Origin of the sequence: Nonomuraea mangrovi (assembly GCF_042681425.1) — a bacterium.
In the GTDB taxonomy this organism is placed as follows: domain Bacteria; phylum Actinomycetota; class Actinomycetes; order Streptosporangiales; family Streptosporangiaceae; genus Nonomuraea; species Nonomuraea mangrovi.
This window is the reverse complement of record NZ_JBHUFV010000106.1, coordinates 36,018-60,523: the sequence shown is the minus strand read 5'-3', so window position 1 is coordinate 60,523 and position 24,506 is coordinate 36,018. Positions and strand designations below refer to the sequence as shown.

Annotated in this window: 21 protein-coding genes; 10 read left to right on the top strand and 11 right to left on the bottom strand. The window is 69.7% G+C overall.

The features are described 5' to 3' along the window. The first annotated feature begins 8 nt into the window (after positions 1 to 8). From ACFSKW_RS53960 to ACFSKW_RS53945, 4 genes are all read left to right on the top strand, one after another. On the top strand, positions 9 to 1,616 hold the full coding sequence (locus tag ACFSKW_RS53960) for a dolichyl-phosphate-mannose--protein mannosyltransferase (RefSeq protein ID WP_379583567.1): 1,608 nt from the start codon (positions 9 to 11) through the stop codon (positions 1,614 to 1,616). A gap of 114 nt (positions 1,617 to 1,730) precedes the next feature. Further along, the gene (locus tag ACFSKW_RS53955; protein ID WP_379583565.1) at positions 1,731 to 2,903 is read left to right on the top strand and encodes a hypothetical protein; all 1,173 of its coding nucleotides are present in this window, start codon (positions 1,731 to 1,733) and stop codon (positions 2,901 to 2,903) included. 133 nt (positions 2,904 to 3,036) lie between these two features. Then, the gene (locus ACFSKW_RS53950) at positions 3,037 to 4,077 is read left to right on the top strand and encodes an AI-2E family transporter (protein ID WP_379583563.1); all 1,041 of its coding nucleotides are present in this window, start codon (positions 3,037 to 3,039) and stop codon (positions 4,075 to 4,077) included. Between the two features lie 146 nt (positions 4,078 to 4,223). Further along, complete coding sequence (locus ACFSKW_RS53945; protein WP_379583561.1) at positions 4,224 to 4,802, top strand: hypothetical protein; 579 nt, start codon at positions 4,224 to 4,226, stop codon at positions 4,800 to 4,802. Here ACFSKW_RS53945 and ACFSKW_RS53940 read toward each other — a convergent pair. Next, positions 4,779 to 5,663 carry a DMT family transporter gene (locus tag ACFSKW_RS53940; RefSeq protein WP_379583559.1) on the bottom strand — a complete coding sequence of 295 codons (885 nt, stop codon included), beginning with the start codon at positions 5,661 to 5,663 and terminating at the stop codon, positions 4,779 to 4,781. The two genes, ACFSKW_RS53945 and ACFSKW_RS53940, sit on opposite strands and share 24 nt — an antisense overlap. 153 nt (positions 5,664 to 5,816) lie before the next feature. Here ACFSKW_RS53940 and ACFSKW_RS53935 point away from each other — a divergent pair, with 153 nt between their 5' ends. Then, positions 5,817 to 7,016 (top strand): FAD-dependent monooxygenase, encoded by a 1,200-nt coding sequence (locus ACFSKW_RS53935; RefSeq protein ID WP_379583557.1) that lies wholly within the window; start codon positions 5,817 to 5,819, stop codon positions 7,014 to 7,016. Positions 7,017 to 7,020: 4 nt separating this feature from the next. On the opposite strand, the gene ACFSKW_RS53930 is transcribed toward ACFSKW_RS53935, so the two are convergent. Beyond that, entirely contained in the window at positions 7,021 to 7,383 is a 363-nt protein-coding gene (locus ACFSKW_RS53930) for a MerR family transcriptional regulator (RefSeq protein ID WP_379583555.1), read from the bottom strand. A gap of 96 nt (positions 7,384 to 7,479) precedes the next feature. Between ACFSKW_RS53930 and ACFSKW_RS53925 the strand changes: the two genes are divergently transcribed. Beyond that, entirely contained in the window at positions 7,480 to 8,124 is a 645-nt protein-coding gene (locus tag ACFSKW_RS53925) for an SDR family NAD(P)-dependent oxidoreductase (RefSeq protein WP_379583553.1), read from the top strand. Positions 8,125 to 8,160: 36 nt separating this feature from the next. Here ACFSKW_RS53925 and ACFSKW_RS53920 read toward each other — a convergent pair whose 3' ends face one another. Next, on the bottom strand, positions 8,161 to 8,727 hold the full coding sequence (locus ACFSKW_RS53920; RefSeq protein ID WP_379583551.1) for a DsbA family protein: 567 nt from the start codon (positions 8,725 to 8,727) through the stop codon (positions 8,161 to 8,163). Positions 8,728 to 8,866: 139 nt separating this feature from the next. Next, on the bottom strand, positions 8,867 to 10,186 hold the full coding sequence (locus tag ACFSKW_RS53915; RefSeq protein ID WP_379583549.1) for an alpha/beta hydrolase family protein: 1,320 nt from the start codon (positions 10,184 to 10,186) through the stop codon (positions 8,867 to 8,869). 247 nt (positions 10,187 to 10,433) lie between these two features. Between ACFSKW_RS53915 and ACFSKW_RS53910 the strand changes: the two genes are divergently transcribed. Continuing rightward, positions 10,434 to 11,813: a sensor histidine kinase gene (locus ACFSKW_RS53910; protein WP_379583548.1), complete on the top strand. Its 1,380-nt coding sequence runs from the start codon at positions 10,434 to 10,436 to the stop codon at positions 11,811 to 11,813. After that, positions 11,798 to 12,496 carry a response regulator gene (locus ACFSKW_RS53905; RefSeq protein ID WP_379583546.1) on the top strand — a complete coding sequence of 233 codons (699 nt, stop codon included), beginning with the start codon at positions 11,798 to 11,800 and terminating at the stop codon, positions 12,494 to 12,496. The genes ACFSKW_RS53910 and ACFSKW_RS53905 overlap by 16 nt, the downstream gene beginning before the upstream one ends. Before the next feature lie 40 nt (positions 12,497 to 12,536). Here ACFSKW_RS53905 and ACFSKW_RS53900 read toward each other — a convergent pair whose 3' ends face one another. From ACFSKW_RS53900 to ACFSKW_RS53885, 4 genes are all read right to left on the bottom strand, one after another. Then, positions 12,537 to 12,899: a serine hydrolase gene (locus ACFSKW_RS53900; RefSeq protein WP_379583544.1), complete on the bottom strand. Its 363-nt coding sequence runs from the start codon at positions 12,897 to 12,899 to the stop codon at positions 12,537 to 12,539. 197 nt (positions 12,900 to 13,096) lie between these two features. Beyond that, positions 13,097 to 14,350 carry a hypothetical protein gene (locus ACFSKW_RS53895; protein ID WP_379583542.1) on the bottom strand — a complete coding sequence of 418 codons (1,254 nt, stop codon included), beginning with the start codon at positions 14,348 to 14,350 and terminating at the stop codon, positions 13,097 to 13,099. Then, positions 14,347 to 14,859 carry an RNA polymerase sigma factor gene (locus ACFSKW_RS53890; RefSeq protein WP_379583540.1) on the bottom strand — a complete coding sequence of 171 codons (513 nt, stop codon included), beginning with the start codon at positions 14,857 to 14,859 and terminating at the stop codon, positions 14,347 to 14,349. Before ACFSKW_RS53890 ends, ACFSKW_RS53895 begins: the two co-directional genes overlap by 4 nt. Positions 14,860 to 14,948: 89 nt before the next feature. Further along, on the bottom strand, positions 14,949 to 16,115 hold the full coding sequence (locus ACFSKW_RS53885; RefSeq protein WP_379583538.1) for an SMI1/KNR4 family protein: 1,167 nt from the start codon (positions 16,113 to 16,115) through the stop codon (positions 14,949 to 14,951). A gap of 386 nt (positions 16,116 to 16,501) precedes the next feature. On the opposite strand from ACFSKW_RS53885, the gene ACFSKW_RS53880 reads away from it, so the two are divergent. Continuing rightward, positions 16,502 to 18,001: a serine/threonine-protein kinase gene (locus ACFSKW_RS53880; protein ID WP_379583537.1), complete on the top strand. Its 1,500-nt coding sequence runs from the start codon at positions 16,502 to 16,504 to the stop codon at positions 17,999 to 18,001. 344 nt (positions 18,002 to 18,345) lie between these two features. Continuing rightward, positions 18,346 to 20,451 (top strand): tetratricopeptide repeat protein, encoded by a 2,106-nt coding sequence (locus tag ACFSKW_RS53875; protein WP_379583535.1) that lies wholly within the window; start codon positions 18,346 to 18,348, stop codon positions 20,449 to 20,451. Between the two features lie 54 nt (positions 20,452 to 20,505). Here the strand turns inward: ACFSKW_RS53875 and ACFSKW_RS53870 are convergent, their stop codons facing one another. The 3 genes from ACFSKW_RS53870 to ACFSKW_RS53860 all read right to left on the bottom strand — a co-directional run bounded on the left by ACFSKW_RS53870 (position 20,506) and on the right by ACFSKW_RS53860 (position 24,444). After that, positions 20,506 to 21,483, bottom strand: a complete 978-nt coding sequence (locus ACFSKW_RS53870; protein WP_379583534.1) for a phosphotransferase family protein — start codon at positions 21,481 to 21,483, stop codon at positions 20,506 to 20,508. A gap of 1,960 nt (positions 21,484 to 23,443) precedes the next feature. Further along, the gene (locus ACFSKW_RS53865) at positions 23,444 to 23,908 is read right to left on the bottom strand and encodes a YdeI/OmpD-associated family protein (RefSeq protein ID WP_379583532.1); all 465 of its coding nucleotides are present in this window, start codon (positions 23,906 to 23,908) and stop codon (positions 23,444 to 23,446) included. A gap of 122 nt (positions 23,909 to 24,030) precedes the next feature. After that, positions 24,031 to 24,444 carry a VOC family protein gene (locus ACFSKW_RS53860; RefSeq protein ID WP_379583530.1) on the bottom strand — a complete coding sequence of 138 codons (414 nt, stop codon included), beginning with the start codon at positions 24,442 to 24,444 and terminating at the stop codon, positions 24,031 to 24,033. Positions 24,445 to 24,506 lie beyond the last annotated feature (62 nt).

The following is a 24,506-nucleotide window of genomic DNA, read 5'->3' as shown; positions in this document are numbered from 1 at the left end:
ATGTCCGAATGGCCGTGACCGATTTCCCGCACAAGGCCTTCTCAGAGTCAGAGGGCGAGTCTGAGCGTTCCCTGCGCGACAGGCTGGTCCCTTCCATGCCGAGAAGCGCCCTGTGGGGATGGATCGGGCCGCTGATCGTGGCCGTGTTCGGGGCGGTGGTCCGCTTCGTCGACCTCGGGCGGCCCAGAGGCGTGGTCTTCGACGAGACCTACTACATGAAGGACGGCTACTCCCTGCTCACCTGGGGAGTGGAACGCGTCACCGTCAAGGACGCCGACAAGCTCGTCCTCGCCGGACGCACGGGCGAGATCTGGAAGCAGTGCGCCGCCGACAAGATCGGCGAGTGCGCCTCCTACGTCGTGCACCCACCGCTGGGCAAGTGGATGATCGCGGTGGGCGAGTGGCTGTTCGGGCTCAACCCCCTCGGCTGGCGGGCCGCCGCCGCCTTCGTCGGCGCGCTGTCGATCCTGATCATCGCCAGGGTGGCCCGCAGGATGACCCGCTCCACGCTGCTGGGCTGCTTCGCGGGGCTCATGCTGGCGCTCGACGGGCTCCACTTCGTGCTCTCGCGTACCGCGCTGCTCGACATCTTCCTGATGTTCTGGGTGCTGGCCGGGTTCGCCTGCCTCGTGGTCGACAGGGACAAGGCCCGATCACGCCTCGTCGACTGGTACGAGACCTCAGCGCTGTCCGACAGGGGCCCCTACCTCGGGGTACGGCCGTGGCGGCTGGCCGCGGGGCTCTGTCTCGGCGCGGCGTGCGCGGTCAAGTGGTCGGGCGTCTTCTTCCTCATCGGCTTCGCGATCATGTCGATGGTGTGGGACGCGGGGGCGCGCAAGGCGGTCGGGCTGCGCAGGCCGTACTCGGGGGCGCTGGAGAAGGACGTGCCCTCGGCGCTGATGGCGATGGCGCTGGTGCCCGCGATCACCTACGTCATCTCGTGGACCGGCTGGTTCCTCAACGCCACCGGCTACGGCCGCAACTGGGCCGAGGCGACCTCTCAGGGGCCCGTTCACTTCGTGATCAACTCGATCGGGTCGTGGATCGGCTACCACTTCCAGGTGCTCGGCTTCCACAACCAGCTCGACTCCACCCACCCCTACCAGTCCGAGCCGTGGTCGTGGCCGCTGCTGCTGCGCCCCGTCGCCTTCTTCTACGAGGGCAGGCAGAACGCCTGCGGGGTCAAGGACTGCTCGGAGGCGGTGCTCGGCGTCGGCACCCCCGTCATCTGGTACGGCGCGCTCGCCGCGCTGATCGCCATGGTGGCGTGGTACGTCTCCACCCGCGACTGGCGGGCCGGAGCGGTCCTGCTGGCCTACCTGCTCGGCTGGCTGCCCTGGTTCTACTGGGCGATCGCCGACAACCGCACCATGTTCCTGTTCTACGCCGCCCCGATGGTGCCGTTCATGGTGCTCGCCCTCACGCTGGCCGCGGGACTGATCATCGGGCCCTCGACGGCCTCCCCCTCCCGCCGCATGATCGGCGCGGCCGTGACCGGCGCGTTCGCGCTGCTCGCACTGATCAACTTCGGCTGGCTCTACCCCGTCCTTTCGGGCGAGGTGATCCCCTATGCCGAATGGAACGCCCGCATGCTGTTCAAGTCGCGCTGGATCTGATCCCAAAAACTGTCCGCTTACAACTGGTTTCGTAGGGTAGGCGCCGTGCACGACCCGATACGCACCGGTTTCGGTCATCGTCAGGGCTGGGGTCCATACGGCAAACTTCGAGGCATGCCTGCACCGGACGTGGCCGCGCTTCTCCTGGAGTTGGAGCGATCCGAGCCAGAAGTGGCCGACGAAGCCAGGACCGCGGTGGAGTGGCTGACCGGCGGCGAGCCGCTGGAGACGGTCACCCAGCTCGACGTATGCGAATTCCTCTGGTTCACCCTGCCGACCAAGGTCGACGGCGACCGCGAGAGCACGGCCGTCTCCCTCGGACGGCTGCTGCGGCTCGGCGGTCTCGACCGTTACGCCGCGCTCTGCGACTCACCGACCACGACCGAGATCCTGCGCACCTACGAGCGCGAGGGCGAGGAAGCGGGTAACACCGCCTACCACCAGGCGCTCCAGGCCACGGGCGTGCTCCCGCCCGACGTGCCCGAGCTGCAGTGGAGCACCATCATGGGGCCGGAGGAGCTGGGCGCGCACGTGGCGTGCTCGGCCGCGCTGGAGCTGGCCATGCTGACCGCCCCCGACTTCGACGGCCAGGTCGGCCTCACCAGGCGCTGGCTCACCGAGGCCAGGCCCGAGCTCGGCGGCGACAGCTGGCTGCACAGGGTGCAGGGCGAGCGGCTCAACCGCTGGGTGCTCGGCCGCGGCCCCGCGCGCCGCGAGCTGGCCCAGCCCTTCGAGGTACGGCTGCACGCCCCCGTTCCCGCCGCCCCGCTGCCGGCGCTGCAGGGCCTGCTGGTGCTGGCCGCCTCGGAGGAGGGCGTGCCGCTGCGGCTGCCGCCCTCACCTGAGGCCATCGCCCTGCGCGAGCTGGCCGAGCACTCGCTCGGCGCGATCAGGCACTTCGGGACCAGGCTCATCATCACCGCCGAGGGCAGACGCCTGCTCGCCTCGCCCGAACACCTCTGGGAGGCGGCCACGGCCCTGCTGCTCGCCCAGGGCGACAGCGACGTCACGGTGTCGGCGGGCGAGGCGGCACTGCTGCTGCTCGCCTCGGGCGACCCGCTGCCGTGGTCCGAACTCTGCGCCAAGGTGTCCGAGGTGATCGGCGGCGAGGGGTGGCGGCCCGACGACGTCGCAGGCACGCTGGCGACGCTCCTGCGCCACATCACCGCGCTGGGGCTCGGCGTCACCCTCGACGGTTCGGTACGGCTGACGCCGGTGGGCCAGTCGGCGGCACTGGCGGCGCTGCGGGCACACGCCCTGCGGCCCAGAAAGTACGTGAGCGTCTAACCGCGCTGTTTGCGGGAAGTGGGAGTCCGTGCCGGACCCCACCTCCCGCCACAGCTCCGATCCCCCCGCCCCGCCTCCCGCCGGGCCGGCCGGACCTGTCGCTCCCGCCCCGCCCGCGCGTCCCCTCCACGACGTGAGACAGTCGAGGGTTCCCGGCGGCAACCCGTTCGTCTTCGGGTTCGTCGGCGCCCTCGGCGTGCTCACCGCGTGGCTGCTCGTCCAGGCGATCGCCACCGCCGGATCCATGCTGCTGCTGATCGTGGTGTCGCTGTTCCTGGCGATCGGGCTCAACCCCGCCGTGGAGTTCCTCAGAAGGCACAACCTGTCCAAGCCTCTGGCGATCACGGTGGTGTTCCTCGGCGTCATCCTGGTGTTCGTCGGCTCCGGCCTGGTGCTGGTGCCGCCGCTGACCGAGCAGAGCGGCGCGTTCGCCGAGCGCATCCCCCGCTACGCGGCCCAGCTGCAGACCAATCCGATCGTCCGCGACCTCGACCAGCGCTTCCAGCTGCTGGATCGGCTGGTCGACCACGTCGGCAGCGGCGCGTTCGGTACGCAGCTGTTCGGCGGGCTGCTCGGGTTCGGGCAGGTCGTCATCGGGGCGATCTTCAACGCACTCACCGTGCTGGTGCTCACCCTGTACTTCCTCGGGTCGATGGAGACGATGAAGAAGGCCTTCTACCTGCTGGTGCCGCGCTCACGCCGGGACCGCACCAGGATGATCGGGGACGCGATCGTCGACAGGATCGGCGGGTACGTCGGAGGCAACCTGGTCGTCTCGCTCATCGCCGGCGTGGTGACGTTCGTCTTCCTGGTGATCATGCGCGTGCCGTACGCGCTGGCGCTGGCGTTGATCGTGGCGCTGACGGATCTGATCCCCATGGTCGGCGCCTTCATCGGGGCGATGATCGCCTCCACCGTCGGGTTCTTCGTCTCCGTCCCCGTGGGCATCGCGTGCGTCGTGTTCTTCATCCTCTACCAGCAGGTCGAGAACTACTGGATCGCGCCCCGCGTCATGGAGCGCTCGGTCGACGTGCCGCCGGTCGCCACCATCGTCGGCGCGCTCATCGGCGGGACGCTGCTCGGGGTGGTCGGCGCCCTGCTCGCCATCCCGCTCACGGCCGCGCTCCTGATCATCGTGCGCGAGGTGGTGCTGCCCAGGCAGGAGCGGGCGTGACGTAGCCCGCGGGGCCGGCGTGGCCGGGTCCGCTCGCGGCGCCGGACGGGGGTCGCGGGAGGGAGAGGGATCCCTCTCAGGAGGGAGGTGAGGGATCGCCCGCTGCGGCGATCACACGAAGGTCCCGTTTCGCGAAGATTTCCGGCATGAAGAAGTTCGCGTTCATCGCCGCTCCCCTGTTCGTCCTCGCCTACGGCGTCCTGCGCATCATCGACGGCTTCGACGGCGAGCGAGGTCCCGGGTTCGCCTGGACGGCGGGCCACCTCGCCTTCCTCGCCGCCCTCGCCCTGTTCGTCCCGATCTTCCTGGAGATGCGGCGGATGGCGGGCAGAGGCGCCTTCGCCACCGGCAGCGTCGTCGTCGCCTTCGTGGGCATCGCGTCCGTCTCGACCCAGTTCGCCATCGACATCGTCGTCGGCCTCCTCTCCCCCGACCACGCGGCGATGGGCACGCACTTCGACGCGGTCCAGTCGATCCCCGGCGTGGAGTTCGCGGTCTACAGCGCCCTGCCGTTCCTGTTCTACCTCGCCCAGGTCGCTCTGATCATCCAGCTCGCCGTCCAGCGGAAGGTCAAGGCCTGGACCCCGATCCTGGTCGTCCTCGACTTCGGCCTGCCGATCATCGAGAAGGACCTCATCCCGCTCGGCGCGATCCTCCTGCTCATCTCCTTCGTCCAGCTCGCCCGCCAGGTCGGCCCCAGGTCAGCCCACGCTCTGGCCGCTTGACCGCTTCAGCTTGCTGCGCGACACGGCCACGCCCGCCAGGCAGAGCAGGCCGCCTGCCAGGGTCAGCCAGCCGGGCACCTCGCCGAGCGCGACCCACGACATCAGCACCACGATGGCGGGCACGAGGTAGGTGGTGGCGCCCATCTTGCCCGCGGTCGTCCTGGCCAGCGCGTAGGCCCAGGTCGTGAACGCCAGGGCGGTGGGGAAGACGCCCAGGTAGACGACATTGAGCGTGGCGCCCGCCGAGGCGGTGGACACGTCCTCCACCAGCTGACCGGCGAACGGAAGGCACGCGGCCGCGCCGACGAGGCACCCGAACGTCGTCACCTGCAGGGCGTCGGCGTGCCGGAGGGCGGGCTTCTGGAAGACGACACCGATGCCGTACGAGACGGCCGCCAGCAGGCACAGCAGCACGCCGCCCAGCGAGGAGTTCCCGCCGTCGGACATCGAGACGCCGACGACGGCCGCTCCCGCGAACGACACGGCGAGCCCGGCGAGCAGGGCCCGGGGGAAGCCCTCCTTGAGCAGCCACCCGCCGAGGATGGCGACGACGATCGGGCCGATGTTGACCACCATCGCGGCCGTGCCGGCGTCGACGAGCTGCTCGCCCCAGTTGAGGGCCACCATGTAGAGCCCGAACCAGAGCAGGCCTGAACCGAGGATCCCGGGCCAGGCGGCTCTGGGCGGGAGGCCGCCACCGCGCGCCAGCCAGATGGCCACCAGCACCACGGACCCCGACAGCAACCGTCCCAGCGCGAGCGAACCGGGGCTGTATTCGGCCCCCGCGCTGCGAATCGAGACGAATGCCGAGGCCCAAAGGAGCACAGTAACCCCTGCTGCGGCGAATGCCCGTTTTTCCATGTGAGAACACTAGGGCCTCGGCCCGACAAAGGCTCGCGGGGTTCAGCCCTCTCATTTTCAGACGTTTGTCTTAGACATAGGTGTTGCACAAGCGTATGAGACGCAGGTATTGTTCTGAGTGCAGGCAGAGACCCCCTCCCCAAGGAGCCCCCCATGAAGAACCCGACCATTCTGATCTCGGGCGCGAGCGTCGCCGGCACCACCCTGGCCTACTGGCTTCACCGCCACGGCTTCACCCCCACTGTCGTGGAGCGGGCCTCCGAGGTTCGCGAGGGCGGCTACAAGATCGACATCCGGGGCGCGGCGCTCGAGGTGGTCTCCCGCATGGGGATCCTCGACGAGATCCGCCGCGAGCGGACCGACGTCCAGGGCGGCTCGGTCGTCAACGCCGCCGGCAAGCGGGTGGCCTCCATGGACGGCGACACGTTCGGCGGCCGGGTCCACGAGGACGCGGAGATCCTGCGCGGCGACCTCAGCCGCCTGCTGTACGACCTGACCCGCGACAAGGTCGCCTACCTCTTCGACGACTCCATCGCCTCGCTGACCGACGGCCCCGACGGCGTGGACGTCGTCTTCGAGAGCGGCAAGCGGGCCACCTACGACCTGGTTGTCGGCGCCGACGGGCTCCACTCCAACACCCGCAGGCTGGCCTTCGGGCCCGAGCAGCAGTTCGTCCGCGACCTGGGCTACTACGTCTCGATCTTCAGCGTTCCCAACCGCCTCGACCTCGACAGGTGGGAGCTGACCTACGTGGGCGCCGGCCGTACCGCGCTGACCTACAGCACCGCCAAGGACACCGGAGCGAAGGCGATGTTCCTGTTCTCGTCCGAGCCGATCGCCTACGACCACCGCGACCGCGACCAGCAGCAGCGGATCCTGGCCGGCGCCTACGCCGCCGAGGGCTGGGAGGTCCCGCGCCTGCTCGAGGGCATGTCCTCCGCGCCCGACTTCTACTTCGACTCGCTCAGCCAGGTGCACATGGACCGCTGGTCCACCGGCAGGGTCGCCGTGGTCGGCGACGCCGCCTACTGCGCCTCTCCCGCCTCAGGGCAGGGCACCAGCCTGGCGCTGGTCGGCGCCTACGTCCTCGCGGGCGAGCTGGCCGCCGCCGGCGGCGACCACGAGGCGGGCTTCGCCGGGTACGAGCGGGAGATGCGGCCCTTCGCCGCCGCCAACCAGAAGCTCGGCCCCGCCAACATCAAGCGGATGGTGATGCGGACCAAGGGGCAGATCAGGGTCGCGATGACGATGCTGTCGCTGATGCGCTTCCTGCCGGGCAAGGACCGGATGATGGCCAAGGTCGTCGAGCCCATCCACAAGGCCGCCACCGCCATCTCGCTCAAGAGCTACTGACCCTCTACGCCCGGTCCAGCGCCGTGGCGAGCATCTCCTCGAGCACCTGCTGTGACGCCCGGAGCTGGTCGATCGTCTCGGCGACGCGGGCGTGCTCGTGGCGCAGGTTCTCGATCATGGCGGGGCAGGCCGACGGCACCATCCGCTCCCCCTCGTCGTGCACGCAGTGCAGGAGCCTGGCGATGACCGCCGTCGGGAGGCCCGCCGCGAGCAGCGTCCTGATATGGCGTACGGCGGCGACGTCCGCGTCGGCGTACTCCCTGTAGCCGTTGGCCAGCCGTACCGGCCTGAGCAGGCCCTGCTCCTCGTAGTAGCGCAGCAGCCGCCGGTTCACCCCCGTCGCGTGGGCGAGGTCGCCGATCCGCATGTCGCCCCTCCAGGGGTTGACCCTCACATCGGTGTGATGCCTTACCGTCCCCATTGTCGCTGATGAGAACACCTGCCGCTGATGGAGGAGTGAAGAATGGCCGGAGCAGTGATCATCGGGGCCGGTCCTGGAATCGGGCTGGCGGTCGCCCGCCGGTTCGCGAAGGAAGGCATGCCGATCGCGCTCATCGCGCGCGGCGAGGTCGCCGCCGGGAGCGTCGCGGCCGCAGGAGTGCCCGTGCTCGCCCTGCGGGCCGACAGCACCGACGAGGAAGGGCTGCGCGCCGCCCTCGACACGGCCGCCGGCGAGTACGGACTGCCCGACGTCGTCGTCTACAACGCCGCGATCATCCAGGCCGACGGGCCCGGCGAACTGTCGGCGCAGGGGCACCTGGACGCGTGGGCCGTCAACGTGGTCGGCGCGCTGACCGCCGCGGCGCACGTCGCCCCCGAGATGGCACGGCGAGGCAACGGATCGTTCCTCGTCACGGGGGGCATGCCCGAGCCGAAGCGGGAGTACGTGAGCCTGTCGCTCGGCAAGGCCGGGGTCCGCACCCTGGTGACGCTCCTCGATCAGGAGTACGGGGCGTCGGGGGTGCACGTGGCCGGCGTCACCGTCGCGGGGGCGGTCGCGCCCGGCACGGACTTCGACCCCGACGACATCGCCGAGCACTACTGGCGCCTGCACACCCAGCCGCGCGAGCAGTGGACGCACGAGGTGCTCCACACGGGACGCGCGTAACCACCGGGTAGCCGCCCGGGGCGCGGCCGTAGGGCGTCAGCCGGCGACCGCCGCCACCGCGGCGGCGATCGTGCGTGGATTCGCCGGTACGGGAACGCCCTCGACGAGAACGGCCGGCGTCCCGCTCACCCCCCGCTCGATGGCCGCCTCCGTGAGGTACGCGGTCCAGTCGAGATAGGCGCCCGAGAGCACGCACGCGGCGAACGACGGTTCGACCAGCCCCGTCATGACGCCGATCTCGACCAGTTCGTCGTTGGTGAGTCCCGGCCCGCCCTCGGGTGGCTGGTTGGCGAAGAGCGCGTAGGTGTACTGGACGAACCTTCCCCCGTTGGAGGCGCAGCCGGAGGCCGCGGACGCGCGGGAGGAGTACCTGGTGGTGGACAACCCGTCCAGGAACCCCATCGGGTGGTAGACCAGGGTGATCACCCCGTCGGCCACGAGCTTGTCCAGCGTCGGCCCTGACGCCTGCTCGAACATCCTGCAGAACGGGCACAGGAGGTCGAGGTAGGCGTCCACCGTGACCGGTCCCACACCGACGGCGATGCCGTCCCCGCTCTCGGAGGCCCCGGCCGGCGCCCTCACCCTGCGTGACCACCGGCTCATGAGCTCTCCTCCTGGAATCCGCACCCGGAGGTTGTCGTTCCTACCCCGGCCTACGGACCCCCAGCCCAAGAACGGCCAAAACCCGGCATTCGTCTCAGCCGCGGTCGGCCCGTCCCCGGGTCGCGGGCCTGCCCGTCGCCTACGCGCAGGTCTTCGTCTCAGGAACGCAGTGCTTGACCTCGGGGTGACGCGCCGACGGCCGGTCCAGCAGGGGCTGCTTCCTCTTCAGCAGATGCTGGTCGAAGAAGGCGCCGACGTACCTGCGGGTGATCTCCAAGGAGCGGGCGCCGGACAGCTTGGCGCCGCCGTCGACGCCGAGCTGGTTCGCCAGCAGCATGATGTCGGTGAACGACTCGTGCTCCGTGCCGGTCACCAGCAGCCACCGCTTCCACCCGGTCATGAGCTTCCAGTCGCGCTCCCAGGTGTCGGCCGGGCCGCCGGCTCCCGGGGTGTACGTGCCGGGCTTGCCCAGGAACATGAACGGCCGCGACAGCTTGCCGTCGAGGATGCCGACAGGCGTGGTGCCGTCGATGTCGATCCCGGCGCGGAGCCGGGAGTCCTTGACCATCGCGGCGATGACGCTCGCGCCGCCCGCGGAGTGGCCCGCCATCGCGATCCTGGACGGGTCGATCAGCGAGCCTCCCTTCCACTTCGCGTGCGGCCCGGTCAGCTGGTCGAGCACGAAGGAGACGTCGGCCGCCCGGCCCTTCGACAGCTTCGTGAAGAGCGTCTGGTCGTGGTCGCCCTCGCAGGGGACACAGGTCGTGACCCGCCCGTCGGGGAAGGTCGTGGCGACGTTCTCATAGGTGTGATCGATCGCGGCCACCACATAGCCCCTGCTCGCCAGATCCTCGGCGAGGGCGGTCAGCGTACTGCGCGGCTTGGTGAAACCGGGGGAAAGCACCACGAGGGGCAGGCCACGCCTACGGCCCGCCGGCTTCACGTCGGTGAAGGCGTTGGTCCGCGTCCTGCTCAGTACGTCGAGCGGGACTCCCGTCAGCTGCGCCTCCTTGAGCAGGAGCTCGGACTCCTTCGCTGTCATGTACGGCGCCCGCCGGCGGCCCGGTGACGTCGCCGGGTACCACAGGGAGACCATGAGCTCCCGCGCCTTCACCTCGGGCACCCACGGATCGGGGCGGGAGGTGTCCTTCAGGTACAGGGACTCCGTGCCGACAGGACGGGAACCGGTCGGCTCGGGCAGGAACGGCGTCCCGCTCGACGCGACCGAGGAGGGGGTGACGGCGGTCGCGGACGCCGCGGCGGGGGGCGCCGCGGCGAGGGACGCCGACCCCGCGAAGGCGAGCAGTCCCGCGACGGCGAGCGTGCCGCCGCGCAGGACCGGATTCCGCGGCCTCGGCTTTCCTCCGGCGGACCGTCCCGCCACGGCCCCGCCTTCCCTCGCGGCGAACACCGACACGTCGCCGCCGTACCGCCTGGCTGCGCCTTCCGGTTCTGTCACACGACCCATGGCATATCCGTTCTTCCGATCGGGACGGCCGCCTCGGCGGGGAAGCCCCACGGCGACCTGATGGCGGGAACGAAACTAGGCGCAGCCGATCTTCACGCGCGTCGGCCGTCGCGCCGACATCGCCTACCTCCCGGGGACGACCACCCGCGGCGTCATCCTTGCGATGTACTCCCAGCGGACACCGCTCCGGTCATTCAGCACGATGCACGGCAGATCAGGCGAACGCGACAATATGCCGGTGACAGCGGATGAACGACGGCTCTGGCGGCAGCACGCGCTCGACATGCTCCGCCCCGAAGCGCGAACCGACCGGCCGTCTCGCCCGGCACTCGTCGCCGACGTGCTGCTGGCGACCCTCCTGACCGTCGCCGCGGTGTTCGCGGCGACGGGCTTCGCAGGTCACGCCGATGCCGACGCCGGACCGCACCCGGTGTTCGAGCTCTTGCAGCTTCGGCCCGGCCTCCGGGTCTCGCCCCCCGCGCCTCCCCCACCGCCCCCCTTGCCCGCCCTGCCGTCCCCCGGCACGAACATCGGCGCGCCGCCGCCCACGCCGGTCCCTCCCGCCCTGCCCGCCGACCTCCACGAGTACGAGCCGCCCCCGCTCCTGGTGGTGCTCACCGCCCTGCCGCTGGCGGCCCGGCGCCGGTATCCCCTCACCACCTTCTGGGTGGTGCTGTCCGCGACGCTGGCCATGAACGGGGGCGAGACGTGGATCACCGTGCTGACCTGCGCGATCGCCGCCTACAGCGCCATCGCCCACAGCCGCAACCGGGTGCCCGCGGTGGCCGGCCTCCTGCTCGCCGCCGTGCTGGCCGGCGCCGTGGACCGCGACATCGTCCCCAGCCTGCCCAGCTGGCTCGGGCCGTACGTCATCCTGCTCAGCGCCGGAGCTCTGGCGATCTTCGTCCGGTTCTGGCGGCGCAGCAGGAACCGGCTCGCCGAACTGCAGCAGGCCCAGGAGGACGCCATGCGCAAGGCGGTCCAGGCCGAGCGCTCCAGGATCGCGGGCGAACTCCACGACGTGGTGACCCACAATGTCAGCGTGATGGTGATCCAGGCCGGCGCCGCGCGCAAGGTGATGGACGCGCGGCCGGACCAGACCAAGGAGGCCCTGATCGCGATCGAGGCCAGCGGCCGGGCCGCCATGGCCGAGCTGCGCAACGTCATGGGCCTGCTCGCCGGCCCGGAAAGCGCGCGCCCCGACGACCCGGACGACGGACTCGAACCACAGCCCGGACTCGACCGCCTCGAGGGCCTCATCGAACGGGTCCGCGCCGCCGGCGTCCCTGTGGACGTCACGCTCTCGCCGCCCGACGGCCCCCTGCCTCCCGGGGTCGACCTGGCGGTCTACCGCGTCGTGCAGGAGGCGCTGACCAACACGATGAAGCACGCCGCCGGCGCCGCGGCGTCCGTCACGATCGGCCACGACGGCGACCGCCTGGAGATCGAGGTCACCGACACCGGCGGCACGCAGACATCCCAGTCACGGACCGGCGACGGCCGCGGGCTCATCGGACTGCGCGAACGGCTCGCCCTCTACGGCGGGACCCTGGAGGCCACCCGCAGAACCGGCGGCGGATACCGGTTGAAGGCCCGCATCCCATGGAGAGCCTCGTGAACCCGCCGCTGCGCGCCGTCATCGCCGACGACCAGGCGCTGGTCCGCACCGGATTCCGCATGATCCTCAACGCCGACGGCATCGACGTGGTGGCCGAGGTGTCCGACGGAGCCGAAGCGGTCGCCGCCGTCCGCCGTACCCAACCCGACGTCGTGCTCATGGACATCCGGATGCCGCGGATGGACGGCATCGAAGCCACCCGGCAGATCGTGACCGGCGGCGCGAACGGCACCCGCGTCCTCATCCTGACCACCTACGATCTCGACCACTACGTCTACGCCGCGCTCACCGCGGGGGCCAGCGGCTTCCTGCTCAAAGACGTCACGCCCGAGCACCTGGTGGCCTCCGTACGGCTGGTCCGCTCCGGCGACGCCCTGCTCGCCCCGACGATCACCCGCCGCCTCGTGGAGCGGTTCGCCCGCCGCGACGACTCCAGGGCCGCCCTCCACCGCGACCTGTCCGAGCTGACACCGCGAGAACTCGAGGTCCTGCGCCTGCTCGCCACCGGCCTGAGCAACGCCGAACTCGCCGACCGGCTGACGCTCAGCGCGACCACGGTGAAGACCCACGTCGCCCGCATCCTGTCCAAACTCGGCCTCCGCGACCGCGTCCAAGCCGTCGTCCTCGCCTACGAGACCGGACTGATCTCCCCCGGCCGCCCGACCGGCCCGGCTGATCTCTGAGAAGCGGCCTCAGACCTGGATGGACGGACCGATCGCGGTTCTACTTCTGAGTGCAGAGCGCGGTGTCGAGGGCGGCGTTGACCCGCTCGGCGCCGGCGTCCGTGGTGGGCAGCGCGGTCACGGCGACCGTGGCCGCCCGGCCGTCCTCGGTGACGCCGTTGCGGGTCTCGTAGCCCGAGATGTCGCCGCCGTGCCCCCACGCGTGGCCGCCACAGCTCAGCGGGATCTTCATCAGGCCGAGCCCGTAAGACCAGCCGGCCGGGAATCCAGGAGCCTCGACCGTCCGCTTCATCTGCTCCAGCTGGGCCGGCTTGAGCAGCTCCCCGCCCAGCAGCGCGCCCAGGAAGCGGTTGACGTCGCGCGGGGTGCGACGCCGACAAGCATGTCGGCGCGAGCAGGTCATGATCGATACCCTCCGCTGGAGTCATGGGGTATGGCCGGCACTACCGCCCACCGGCGCCGTTCAGCCGCGAGACCTGCGACGATGTCCACGGCCCCGCCTTGCGCGGAGACCTCAGGGGTCTCCGCGCTTGAGGGTGCTGGAAGAACCGGACCTGCGGGCATCGGCCCCCGCCCGATGCCCGCAGGATCAGGCCCGGGTCACCGGCTCGGCTTGGCGCCCAGGTCGTCGACGTAGCCCATGGCCTCGTAGGTCTGCCGGAGCAGCGGGGTCGAGGAGCCCGCCTCGAGGACGTCGAGCTCCAGGAGCTTGGCGGTCCTGTCGTCGAAGATCAGACGGTAGGTGATCTTGCCGGCCTCGCCTGCCTCGTCGGGCCCGGCCGTCTCCAGGGCGACTCCCGTGCGCCCCATGCCGTCGGCCACGCCCGTCTGCGACTTCAGACCAGACGTGGAATCGGCCAGCACCTGGTAGAGGGCCGCCCTGGTGCCCGGCGTGATCGGCGCGCTCAGCAGATCCGTGCCCGTCTGCCACAGGTAGGAGGCGAGCGGGACGGTCTTGCCGCTCCGGCCGTACAGATCGCGCAGCTTCGCCTTCAGCCCCTCCTTGTCGGTCGGCAGTTCGGAGACGGTGGTCCAGGTGAGGGAGTCGTTGCCGATCGACAGGATGCCCTCCGGCGCGCCCTCCTTCGTGCGCGGCCGATCATCGGCGGAGAGGCGAGGAGAGCCCGCCTGCTTCCACTTCGCCTCGTCCTCCGGAGTCGCGAAGTCGACCTTCACGTCCTGGTTCGTCACCCGGCGGCCGCTGGCGTCCTCGCGCGACAGCCACATCTCGGCGGTGTCGCTGCGGATCGCGGTGTACGGCAGCTTCGCCTGCTTCAGCGCGAGGATCTTTTCGTCGAACTCCTTCTTGGCGGCCTTCAGCTCGGCGGGCTTGTCCTTCAGCTCCGCCTCCTTGGCCTTCCACCCGTCCAGCAGAGGCGTGATCTTGGCCATGTACTCATCAGGGGCGCTGTGGACCTTCTGGGCGGTGCGCACCCGGGAGTACCAGTACGTGCCCGACGCGATCGGCTCCTCGGCGGCCACCTTGGCCGCCGCGAGCAGGATCGTCCGGGTGTTCGCGGCGGTACCGCCGGCCGTGGACTTCGCCCCGGCGTCCACCGATGGCGCCCGCAGGCCGGACTGCTGGGCAGCGATCGGGCCACTGGACGGCGCGTCCCCCGTGACCAGTTGCGGAACGATGATCGCCGCGGCGGCGAGCCCCGCCGCGGCCGTGGCCGCGGCAACGAGAAGGGGTGTGCGCTGAGCCATGGAGAACCTCCGGAAGTGGGGGGGTGTACGAGGTGACTGGAACGCGCGCGCCAGATCCGCCGAGCGGCGCCGCCGGTAGGCGTCCTCGGTGAGCGCGTCGGGACGCAGGGTGGCGATCAGATCATCGATGGGGTCTTTTTCGTTCATTCCTGTCCCTGAAAGGTGAAGCGGGGCGTGAGCTTGAGCGCGTCGGCCAGGCGGCGCCGGGCACGGTGCAGCCGGACGTTGTACGTGCGAGGCGAGCAGCCGGCCGCCTGAGCCGCCTCCTCAGGGGTGAGGCCGTACCAGTTGGCCAGGACCACCGCCTCGATGTCCTGTTCACGCAGGCCTGCCAGTACGGCCAGTGCCTCCTGCCGGCTGGCGACCCGTTCGGCCACGTCGCCCTCGACGAAGGTGCTCAGCCCGGCGAGCCGAGCGATCAGTTCGTCACTGCGCAACCGGCGGACACGGTGGTTGCGCAGCAGGTTCCGGGTCACGCCGAGCAGCCACGGCAACGGTGGATCGGGCAGATCGTCCAAACGCCGCCAGGCGACCAGAAAGGTCTCGCTGGTCAGGTCCTCCGCCATGGCCGGCTCGGCACGCAGCAGGGCATAGCCCAGTACGTTCCGGTAATGCCGGTCATAAAGGTTGGTGAATCGTTCTTCGGGATCGTCCACACCTAGAACTGTCTCGGAGGGCCCTCCGGATTACCGGGCGACCCACATTCGCACCGCCTCGTAAACCTGCGAGCCGTTCCAGGGCCGGCTCAGAGGACCTTCCAGTCGAGCTCGCCGGCGACGACCGCGGGCTTCCAATACCCGATGGAGCCGTCGTTCTCCATGGCGTCGGCGGTGGCCTTCAGGAGGGCATAGTACGAGCGGATCCTGCGCCCTCCGGGCGTGAAGCTCATGGTGCCCTCGTGATCGGTGTCGCCGACGTCGCGCTTCACCGAGTCGATCACGAGGTGGTTGCCCGATCCGTCGGCGCCGATGGGGAGCATGCGCCCGTCCCACCATTCCGTCCGTGGATCGTCGAACCCCTCGTCGCCGTTGTCGTCACCGTCGATCTCGCACAGCGCTCGCCACGTGCCACGGATCTCCTGGACACTCAGGTTCGCATTGCCGAGGAAGCCGAACCCCCAGGTGTCCTTCACGAGAACGGTCCCGTCGTGCCGCAGCAGTGAGGCCCGCAGGTCGTCGGGGAACAGCATCCCCATCTGCGCCTCCGCCGCCGCGATGGTCTCGGGCTTTCCCGGCTTGCCGAGCGTGCGATGGCTTCTCGGGGCGTTGGCCTTCAGCCACGACTCGATCCGCCGCCACTGCCTGTCCACTGCCCGCGCCACCTTGGCGTTGAGCTTCCGTACGCGCGGGGCCCCCTTCCTCGGCCGGCAGTCCGCGTCGGGACCCGAGGCGTAGACCGGGACCGGCTCCTGCGTCTCCCCACCTTCGGTGGGCGGAGGAACGTCGTCGAAGGACGAATCGTCGTCACGCCTCAACTCGGCGAACAAGCATTCGACGTGGCTGTCCGAAGAGGTCTCGGCGCATGGCACGTCCTGGACCTCGAACGACGCATACCCGACGAGGTTCGTTCCCTTGGAGAAGACCGCGGATTCCAGGGCTTGCGTACCGGCGGCCAGCAGGAGAAGCGCGAGTCCGGCCATGCCCCAGCGGGCCAGGCGGCGCCGGGTGGCGTCATCCAGCGGCTCCCTCGCCTCACCACCCTCGAAGAGCGTTGTGGACGCGGGCCGGTCGAAGACGGAGGGCTTGGGGGCGTAACGCTGGAGAGTCTCCTCGGTCGGGGTGCCGAGAATCGGGGCCGGGGGCCACTGCGATACAGGGCCGCCCTCGGCCGAGGTCTCGGGTGTCGCCTCATCCTGCTGGACGGGACGCCGTACCGTCACCCGTCGACGAGAACGCACGATCACGACGATCATCGCCGCCACTATGGCCGCCGAAACCGCGAGCCATACCCCGCGAGCCGTGATCAATCGCCGCACGCCCGGCAGAGTACCCGGAAACGGTCCGCACAGAGATCGAAACCGGCCATCGCCTCGGCCGCCCGGTCCCGAGGGCCGCGCCGGCCGATCTGCGGATCGAGTTCTTCCCTCTCGAGCAGGTGGATCAGGGAGGCGAGACCTGGTCCGAAGGGGGCGGCTACGGTGAAGGGTTCGAGCCGCTTGTCATCCGTTCTGGCCGTCTCTGATCATCACTCGCTGCCGTTCGTGATCTGTTCCCCCTACTATCTGACGTGCCCTGCTGAGCCGGATATCGACAGGAGGCTTCGGATGGTTGGAGAGTCCGGGACGTCTGCAATGGCACGGTGACGCTGCTCGCGGGCCGCTATCGGCTGCTGTCCCAGCTCGGCCAGGGCGGCATGGGCACGGTCTGGCGGGCGATGGACGAGCTCCTCCGGCAGGAAGTGGCCATCAAGGAGGTGCGGCTCCCGCCCGACCTCGACGAGGCATCACGGGCCGAGCTGGCCGAACGCACGCTCCGCGAGGCGCGCGCCGCGGCGACGCTCCGTTCCCACCCGTCCATCGTCACCGTGCACGATGTGGTCCTCGACGGCGGACGGCCGTGGATCGTCATGGAGCTGGTCCGCGGCCGCTCCCTTGACCGGGCCGTTCGCGACGACGGCCCGCTGCCGCCGCACCGGGTCGCCGCGATCGGCCTGCGGATGCTCGAAGCCCTCACGGCCGCGCACACATCGGGCATCCTGCACCGGGACGTCAAACCCGCCAACGTCATGCTCACCGACGACGGGCGGGTGCTGCTGACAGACTTCGGCATCGCGACCATCGTCGGAGACACCGGGCTCACACAGACGGGGATGCTGACCGGCTCGCCCGGCTACATCGCCCCGGAGCGCCTGCGCGGCGAGGCCGAGGGCCCGCTCGCCGACCTGTGGTCGCTCGGCGCGACGCTGTTCACCGCGGTGGAGGGCGGCCCGCCGTTCGCCCGCCCGAACGAGGCCGCGGTGCTGGCAGCCGTGCTCATGCAGGAACCCGCCCCTTTCCGCCTGGCCGGCCCGCTCGCACCCGTGCTGGGCGCGATCCTGGAGAAGGATCCGGCACGCCGCTGCTCCTCGGACGAGGTGGCCGGCTGGCTGGACGCCATCTCGCGGGGCGACACCGCGACCGGTCCGACCCTGCCACGGCAGCGGACCACGCGGGGACGCTCCTCTCGACGCGTCCGTCCCCAGGTCGTCATGGGCGCCGTGCTCGCGGTGGCGCTGACCGTGGCGGCGGGGATCGTTGTCGTGCCGTACCTGTTTCCGAACACCGTCCGCTTACTCGGCTACGTGCTCACGCCCCGATCGACCTACTCTCTAGCACCGACAGTACCGACGTTCAGCCCGACGGCGGTGGCCACGCCGCTGATCGCCCGCGACTTCGAGGCCTGCGACCTGCTGACCAAAGCTCAGACGCGCTCCCTGTTCGGCGCTTCGATGAAGCGCCAGTACTACACCGCCTCCAGCTGCAGCTGGAGCAGGGCAGACGGCGCCAACCTGCGCGTCATGGCGGTCCGTCTGCCCAGTACATCAGCGGCCGACCTCTACCACGATCAGATGGTCAAATACATGAAAGAGGAGCCGAAGCGCAACGCGGGAACCAAGCTCCGCAAAGGGCCGGACATCGGCGACGAGGCGTACAGCTATACCCAACGGCGTCCCTTCGGGCTCCCGTTCTACCAAACGCACATCGCCCTCCGCCTGTCGAACGTCTCGGTGGTCATCGACGTCTACGCACCGCGGTCCGGTCACGCCACTGCGGATCAGGCGGCCAAACTCATCGCGGCGGCCGTCGACAAGTACCGATAGCCCCCGATCGGCTCCCATCGACCTCTTCGTGGAAGACCCTTCGGCGCCGCAGGTGACAGAGTCGCGGTGTCACTCGGTCGGTCGGCGTGGACGGGGAGGGCGGCCGGTACGGCCTCAGGCCGCTCATCAAGTGAACCGGTCAGCTGGATCATCGGGACATCGCCCGATATCTGCAGCGGATCGTTGTACGCCGACCCCCTGACCCCCGAGCGCGCCGACGCTCTCGTCGACCCCTCCCTCAAGGCGATACGCCCCTGTTTGCCCAGGTAGGTCCCGCGATGAGTTTCGAGACGGCCGGACGGGACGACCGCCCGGATGCTCCACTTGCCGGAGAGGAGGTGGAGATGCCCCGCTGGTCGAAGTTCGCCCTCTCCGCGCTCGTCCCTCCCTTCTTCGGCGCTGTCGTGTGGGCGTGGGGAGAGCGGGCGGGGATGGACCTGGACCGGATCGGCCTGCTGGTCGGTCTCCTGGGCGGCCCGCTCGGCCTGCTGGCGGTGTGGTGGACCGCGCCGGAGCCCGGATCAGGGCCGGCGCTCGGGGCCGGGTCGTGGGACGTCGTCGGGGAGGTGCCGAGGCGGCCCAGGGCGTTCCAGCCCCGGCACGGGCTACGGGCCCGGCTCGACGCGACGCTGGGGACGGGCGGGGCGGCGGTGATCTGCTCCCTGACCGGTGCCCGAGGTGTGGGCAAGACGCAACTGGCGGCCGCCTACGCCAGGGACAGGATCGCGGCGGGGGTGCCCGTCGCGTGGCTGCACGCCGAGACGCCCCAGCAATTGAACGCCGGGCTCGACCTCATGGCGGAGCGGCTCGGGCTGCGCCGGCCGGAGGATCCGGCCGAGCTGGCCCGTAGAGTGCGGACCTGGTTGGAGGCGCGGCGGGAGCCGTACCTGGTGGTACTCGACAACGCGGTGGATCCCGACGAGGCCGCGGCGCTGCTGCCCGCCTTCGGCGCGGCCACCGTGCTGATCACGGCCAACAATCGTGCCTTCGAGCGGCTCGCCGAGACGGTGGACGTGGGCCCGTTCACCCGGGAGGAGGCGCTCGGTTATCTGGGCGAACGGCTGGGGCCGCTCGACCGGGAGGGCGCGTCACGGCTGGCGGACGAGTTGGACCGGCTGCCGCTCGCGCTGTCGATCGCGGCCGCCGGGCTGGCCGGGTCGGCGGGGCTGAGCTATGACGCGTACCTGACGCTGCTGCGCGAGACCGGTGTGGAACAGCTGCTGGCGCGTCCGGCGGGCGAGCCGTACCCGACGGGGGTGGCACAGGCGATCGTCCAGTCGGCGGCGCGGCTGAGCGAGGGCGCCGCGTCGCTGCTGGGCACGCTGGCGGTGCTGTCCGCGGCGGGGACCGAACTGGCACTGCTGGGCCCGGACGCGCACGGGCCGCTGGCGGAGTTGCGCGCCGCCGCGCTGGTCACGATGAGCGGCGCGGACTCGACCGTGGTGGTGGCGCACCGCTTGGTGCAGCGCGTGGTCAGGGAGCGGGCGCGCGCGGACGGCTCGCTCGTCCGCCACGTGCACTCGGCGGCGGCGCTGCTCACCGTCGTCGAGAGCGTCACCAGGGAGGACGTCTGGCGCAGGATGCCCCTGCTGCTGACCGTGGACGAGCACGCCCAGGCCCTCTGGTCGGCGCTCCGGCCCGACCGGGAGCCTGAAGCGGCCGAGCGGGTGCTGCGGATCCGCTACCGGGTCGCCTACCACCTCAACCAGCTCGGCATCGGCGCGCGGGCCGTACCCGTCTGGGCGCGGCTCGCCGAGGCCTGCGAACTGCTGCTCGGCGCCGACCACGCCGACACGCTGGAGGCCAGGCACGGGCTGGCCACCGCCACGATGGGCGCGGGACGCCATGAGGAGGCCGTCAAGTTCTACGAGGCGCTGCTGGCCGACCGCGAACGCGTCCAGGGCCCCGACCACCGCAGAACCCTGCGAACCCGACACAACCTCTCCCTCGGCTACGTGCGGGCGGGGCGACCGGCCGAGGGGATCCGGCGTATGCGCCGCGACATCGCCGACCGCGCCCGCGCGCTGGGCGCCGACCACCCGTGGACGCTGGCCGCCCGGCACAACCTGGGCTGGGCCCTGGTGGAGGCAGAGCGGGCACCGGAGTCGCTCGACTGGAACGCGGCGGTGCTGGCCGACAGGACCCGCGTGCTCGGCGCCGACCACGTCGACGTCCTGTACACCCGCGAGGACCTGGCCCGCGCCCACCGGATGACGGGCCGGGCCCGGGAGGCGGCTGAGCAGCTGGAGTCGCTGGTGGAGGATTGGGTCCGCGTGGTCGGCGCGGGGCATCCGCTGACGCTGAACTCGATGCACGAACTGGCGGTCACCTACGAGACGCTCGGACGAGACGCGGCGGAGCTGTACCGGCGGGTTCTCGCCGACCGGGAGAAGGTGCTCGGTCCCGACCATCCTGATACCCGGCGGACCGCCGAGGCACTGGCCAGGTAAAAGAAGACAGCCGCGCCCTCCGGAAAGGCCGTGCAGCCTCTCCCCGGAGAGCCGTCAGACGACGGCGAGCGCCTTGGTGATGTTCCACTCGGCTAGTTCCAGCATCCATTGCCGATCGGGGAAGTCGGTGTCCGCGATCCGTAGCGGGCCCTCGATCAGCGACAGCACCTGCGCGTAGCGGTAGAGCTCCAACCTGTGGGGATCGAGATCCACCGGACGCAGCGCTGGGTATGCGTCGCCGAAGCGCATCTGCAGCCAGGCGTGTTCCCACTCGACGTCGAAGTAGGTCAGGCCCTCGAAATCGATCATGACGGGTTCGCCCGCGGGCGTGATGAGTACGTGATCGGGTCCGAGTTCGCCGTGTACCAGCCCATACGTCTCGCGCGCCCCGACCGTGCCACGAAGGTGACGCACATGTCCGGCGATCCGGTCACGCGCCTCGCCCACCCGGGCGTCGCGGGTCGCCACGGCGTCGAGGTGGCCGAGCGCCCGGTCCACGATGATGTCCTCGGTGCGTCGGATCTGGGACGCCTCGCCGCGGGTGATGGCGGCGAGCTTGCCATACTTCGGGCCGAGCGTGGTGTGCATGCGCCGCAAGGCGTCACCGAGCATGGACAGCGGCACGGCAGCCGCGGCCGGGTCGTGTTCCATCAACGCCTCGAGCTTCACCGCGCCGACGTCCTCGACCAACGCGACGTCGGCATCGAGGTAGCGGCTGTCGCGGTCGAGCATCAGCAGCCGTGGGGTTCGCACACCTGCGGCGGTGAGGGCCGAGTGGTTGGCGACGAACAGTTCCGCTCCAGACGCGTCGGTGAACGGGTCATCAGGGACGGTCGGCGACGGCGGCCAGTAGTTCTCGCCGGCCGCCCATACGTAGAGGATCACGGTCGTCCCGTCGTCCAGACCGAGACGGTAGACGCCCTTCTTGCTGCCGCCGGTCAGCCGGTCCAGCGCGGCGAGTCGCCGGCCGACGCCGAACTGTTCCGCCACAAGGTCGCGCACATCGTCCGGCTGCAGGAACGCTCGTGTCATGATCGCCTTTCGTCAAGTGGACCGACCATGCTGCCGGAGCCGGCGGCACCTCGCACCCGAGTTAGCGGGAACCCGACGAGGCATGGAGCTCCCTGTCAGCTCTTGCTGGTCGGGAGCTTCCCCGTCTCGCTTCTCTCCGGATTGCCACCCTGGCTCCTCCTCGGGGTCGAGGAGAATGCGTCTCTGGGTAGCAAAGTCGATCCCTAGTGGTACAGGGGTTCATAGTTGGTTTCCCCATGCTGGTATACGACTCGAACACCCCGTGCGCCCGACACGTCCGTTGCCGCCTCAACTATTGAGCCCCTGTCATCCGTAGATGCCCAGCAGACAGGGATTCGGTCAACACCGTCCTCCAATAAATACGCCACACCGATCGTTTCGGCAGGTTCGCCCTGCTTTTCGCAGATCGAGTAGCTTGCCGTTTGCCAATCCGCACCACCCGTACAAGGCGTAGGACCATCCACTTCGAGCCCTTGCATGCCGTTGCAGTCTCTAACGGCGTCACGCCAGATGGAATCACATGTCGCGACCTGCCGAAAGACGCCGTCCGCGAGATCCCGCAAGCAATTGATTCTCATGTTGAGCCCGAACGCGCACTCATTGGGGGAAAGACCTTCGCTTGCGCACACAAGATACTTGTCGAGGAGGCCGGAGCAGTCGACCCTCAGTGTGCGACACAAACCGAGAACCTCGATGTATGTCGAGCAAAACGCTTGGTCGCCTCGAGCGTCGTCGCGGCACTCATAGTAGGCGTCCCGCGCCTTCACACAGTCAAAGTTGCTGGCCGGATCGAAATAGCCCGGACACCGCAAGAACTCCCTTTCGCCCGCAGCGCACACCTCGTCAGACCTTCTGGGGCTTCCCGTCCGACACGATAAATAAGATTCGACCGACGCGGCGCAGTACCGGTCGTTATGGAAAGATCCTCGCAGTCCATATCGACATTCAATTCGGACGATCAAGGCTTGTTGACATAACGTGGCCGCGTTTTTCACCTGGTGACGCTTGAGACAGGTGTCATATCCTGGAGCCACCGATCGGCAATCCAGCCCTGTCGGTCCCTTACCTTCAGGACAGAGATCGTCGGCCGCGGTACGTAAGTCGTCATCGACCAGGAGATGCCATGACGGCTGCGTCCGCGGGATTTGCGGAGGTGCTGTGTCTGCGGAGCACCCGGCCAGGGTGACAATGGCCAACAGCGCCACCAGGAATCCCCCGATCCGCCACCCGGCTGAGACCATGTGCTCTCCCCCATCGGTTCTCTGTTGACAATCAGCCAACAGACATCAGCCAACTCTGCCGAATCAGCCTCCTGGTATCAAGGGAAAGCCGCCTCGTCCTGGAACTATCGGGTGTGGTGGCAGGGCCGAAAGGGTTCTCATGTTGTGAAAACCGAGTAATTGAAGGCCGTCGGCGGGGTGGCTGGCGGACGATCGGGGATGATGGCACGCGAATGCGGCCCCTGTTCTTGATCGACTGGCGTAGACAACCGACGTTCATCGGGGGTCGCGTTTGTCATTCGCGCCCCGGGGCGCCCCTCAACCACCCAGCCGCGTCATACCCGCATGTGTCCACCAGCCGAGAACGTTCAGCCCTGACCTCAGCCCGCCGGTGGCCGAACCCACCACCCGTCTCGATCTGGAATCCCGGGTCCTGTTCGCGCCGTGAGCGGCTGCCAGCCCGCGAGAGGGGTGCAGTAGGACTCGACCGGGGCGGCGAGCTGCCGCAGAACCTGCCTGGCCGCTTCGGCGTCCCCTCGAGCGCGATGCCCTCCGCCCAGCGGCAGCCATCGGCCAATCCGCGACCAGGTCGACTGTGCCTCTATCAGACAGCCCCGGGTCCTGCCGAGATATGTGTAAAGCCTGCCGTACAGGAGCTCGGCACCCGCGGCCTCTCGGACGATCACACGCAGGTGAACGGAGGCTGCGGCCCGGTTCCTTCACCAGTTCAGGTTTCTGGTTCAGCCCCGCAGGGTGGAGATGGCCTTCTCGATACGCCGCCGACGTGTCTCGGGCTTCTTCGCGCTCTCGATTGCATGCACGTGCTCGCGCTTGTGGCTGTACGCAAGTTTGTCGTACGCGGCGCGGGCGACGGGGTCGTCGTCCAGGGCGCGGGCGAAGTCCTCTGGCTCGACAACGACGCGCGGCTCGGTGTCGAGCTCCAGTTCGACCTCGACCTCGTCGCCGATCGCAACACCCGCGGCCCGCCGGTTGGCATTGCTGAGGCCGAGCAAGTGGCGGCCGCGCAGGAGGGCGACCCGGCTCTTCCAGGAATGCCCGTTGACTGTGATCGTCACCGGCGGCCGCGTGCCCCCGCCGAGCGCTGCTACCACCTCGGACGGAACTTCCAGACCCCGCATGGGCTCAGGTGGCTCGACGTAGGCCCGAAACTTCATGATCTTCTCCTGTTTGTCCTGCCGGTTCACCGCGGATCCCGCCCGCCCGGCTCCGATCGCCGCTCCCGCTTCCCGCACCCGGGGTCACAGCTGTCCGGTACGGCAGCGACACGCGCCCGCCGTTCCGGACGGCTGTGAGACAAAGATCGCGGCTACTCCGCGTAGGGCTGGTCGGCTCCTTGGGCGCTGTAGCCGAGACTCCAGATGTAGCCGTCCGGGTCGGCGAAGGTGCCGCCGTACCCGCCCCACGGCAGAGCGCCGGCGGGCTTGAGGACCGTGGCGCCGGCCTTCTCGGCCTCCGCCATGATCTCGTCGACCCGCGCCTCACTGCGGACGACGTAGGTCAGAACCAGTCCGCTGAAGCCGCTGCCTTCCTGGTCCGTGCCCACCTGGGCGGCCAGGCCTTCGCGGCCGTAGAAGCCGACAGGCGAGGCGCCGTCCGATTCGAAGAACACCGAGATGCCGAAGTCGCTCTTGATCTTCCAGCCGAGCCCCTCGGTGTAGAACTGCTTGGCCCGGTCCATGTCCCGGACGCCAAGAAGGATCGAGCTGACGTGTGCCTTCATGTCTTACTCCTTGTGTATGGGTGGTTATGTGGTGCATGGGTGGTCATGTGCCCGGCCGGGCC

Excerpts from the sequence above, each read along its gene's own strand:
- ACFSKW_RS53905 (WP_379583546.1), top strand. The coding sequence starts at position 11,798 with ATGGAGAGCCTCGTGAACCCGCCGCTGCGCGCCGTCATCGCCGACGAC.
- ACFSKW_RS53960 (WP_379583567.1), top strand. The coding sequence starts at position 9 with ATGGCCGTGACCGATTTCCCGCACAAGGCCTTCTCAGAGTCAGAGGGC.
- ACFSKW_RS53945 (WP_379583561.1), top strand. The coding sequence starts at position 4,224 with ATGAAGAAGTTCGCGTTCATCGCCGCTCCCCTGTTCGTCCTCGCCTAC.
- ACFSKW_RS53895 (WP_379583542.1), bottom strand. The coding sequence starts at position 14,350 with ATGAACGAAAAAGACCCCATCGATGATCTGATCGCCACCCTGCGTCCC.
- ACFSKW_RS53935 (WP_379583557.1), top strand. The coding sequence starts at position 5,817 with ATGAAGAACCCGACCATTCTGATCTCGGGCGCGAGCGTCGCCGGCACC.
- ACFSKW_RS53875 (WP_379583535.1), top strand. The coding sequence starts at position 18,346 with ATGCCCCGCTGGTCGAAGTTCGCCCTCTCCGCGCTCGTCCCTCCCTTC.
- ACFSKW_RS53885 (WP_379583538.1), bottom strand. The coding sequence starts at position 16,115 with ATGATCGTCGTGATCGTGCGTTCTCGTCGACGGGTGACGGTACGGCGT.
- ACFSKW_RS53925 (WP_379583553.1), top strand. The coding sequence starts at position 7,480 with ATGGCCGGAGCAGTGATCATCGGGGCCGGTCCTGGAATCGGGCTGGCG.
- ACFSKW_RS53930 (WP_379583555.1), bottom strand. The coding sequence starts at position 7,383 with ATGCGGATCGGCGACCTCGCCCACGCGACGGGGGTGAACCGGCGGCTG.
- ACFSKW_RS53920 (WP_379583551.1), bottom strand. The coding sequence starts at position 8,727 with ATGAGCCGGTGGTCACGCAGGGTGAGGGCGCCGGCCGGGGCCTCCGAG.
- ACFSKW_RS53860 (WP_379583530.1), bottom strand. The coding sequence starts at position 24,444 with ATGAAGGCACACGTCAGCTCGATCCTTCTTGGCGTCCGGGACATGGAC.
- ACFSKW_RS53870 (WP_379583534.1), bottom strand. The coding sequence starts at position 21,483 with ATGACACGAGCGTTCCTGCAGCCGGACGATGTGCGCGACCTTGTGGCG.
- ACFSKW_RS53900 (WP_379583544.1), bottom strand. The coding sequence starts at position 12,899 with ATGACCTGCTCGCGCCGACATGCTTGTCGGCGTCGCACCCCGCGCGAC.
- ACFSKW_RS53940 (WP_379583559.1), bottom strand. The coding sequence starts at position 5,663 with ATGGAAAAACGGGCATTCGCCGCAGCAGGGGTTACTGTGCTCCTTTGG.
- ACFSKW_RS53955 (WP_379583565.1), top strand. The coding sequence starts at position 1,731 with ATGCCTGCACCGGACGTGGCCGCGCTTCTCCTGGAGTTGGAGCGATCC.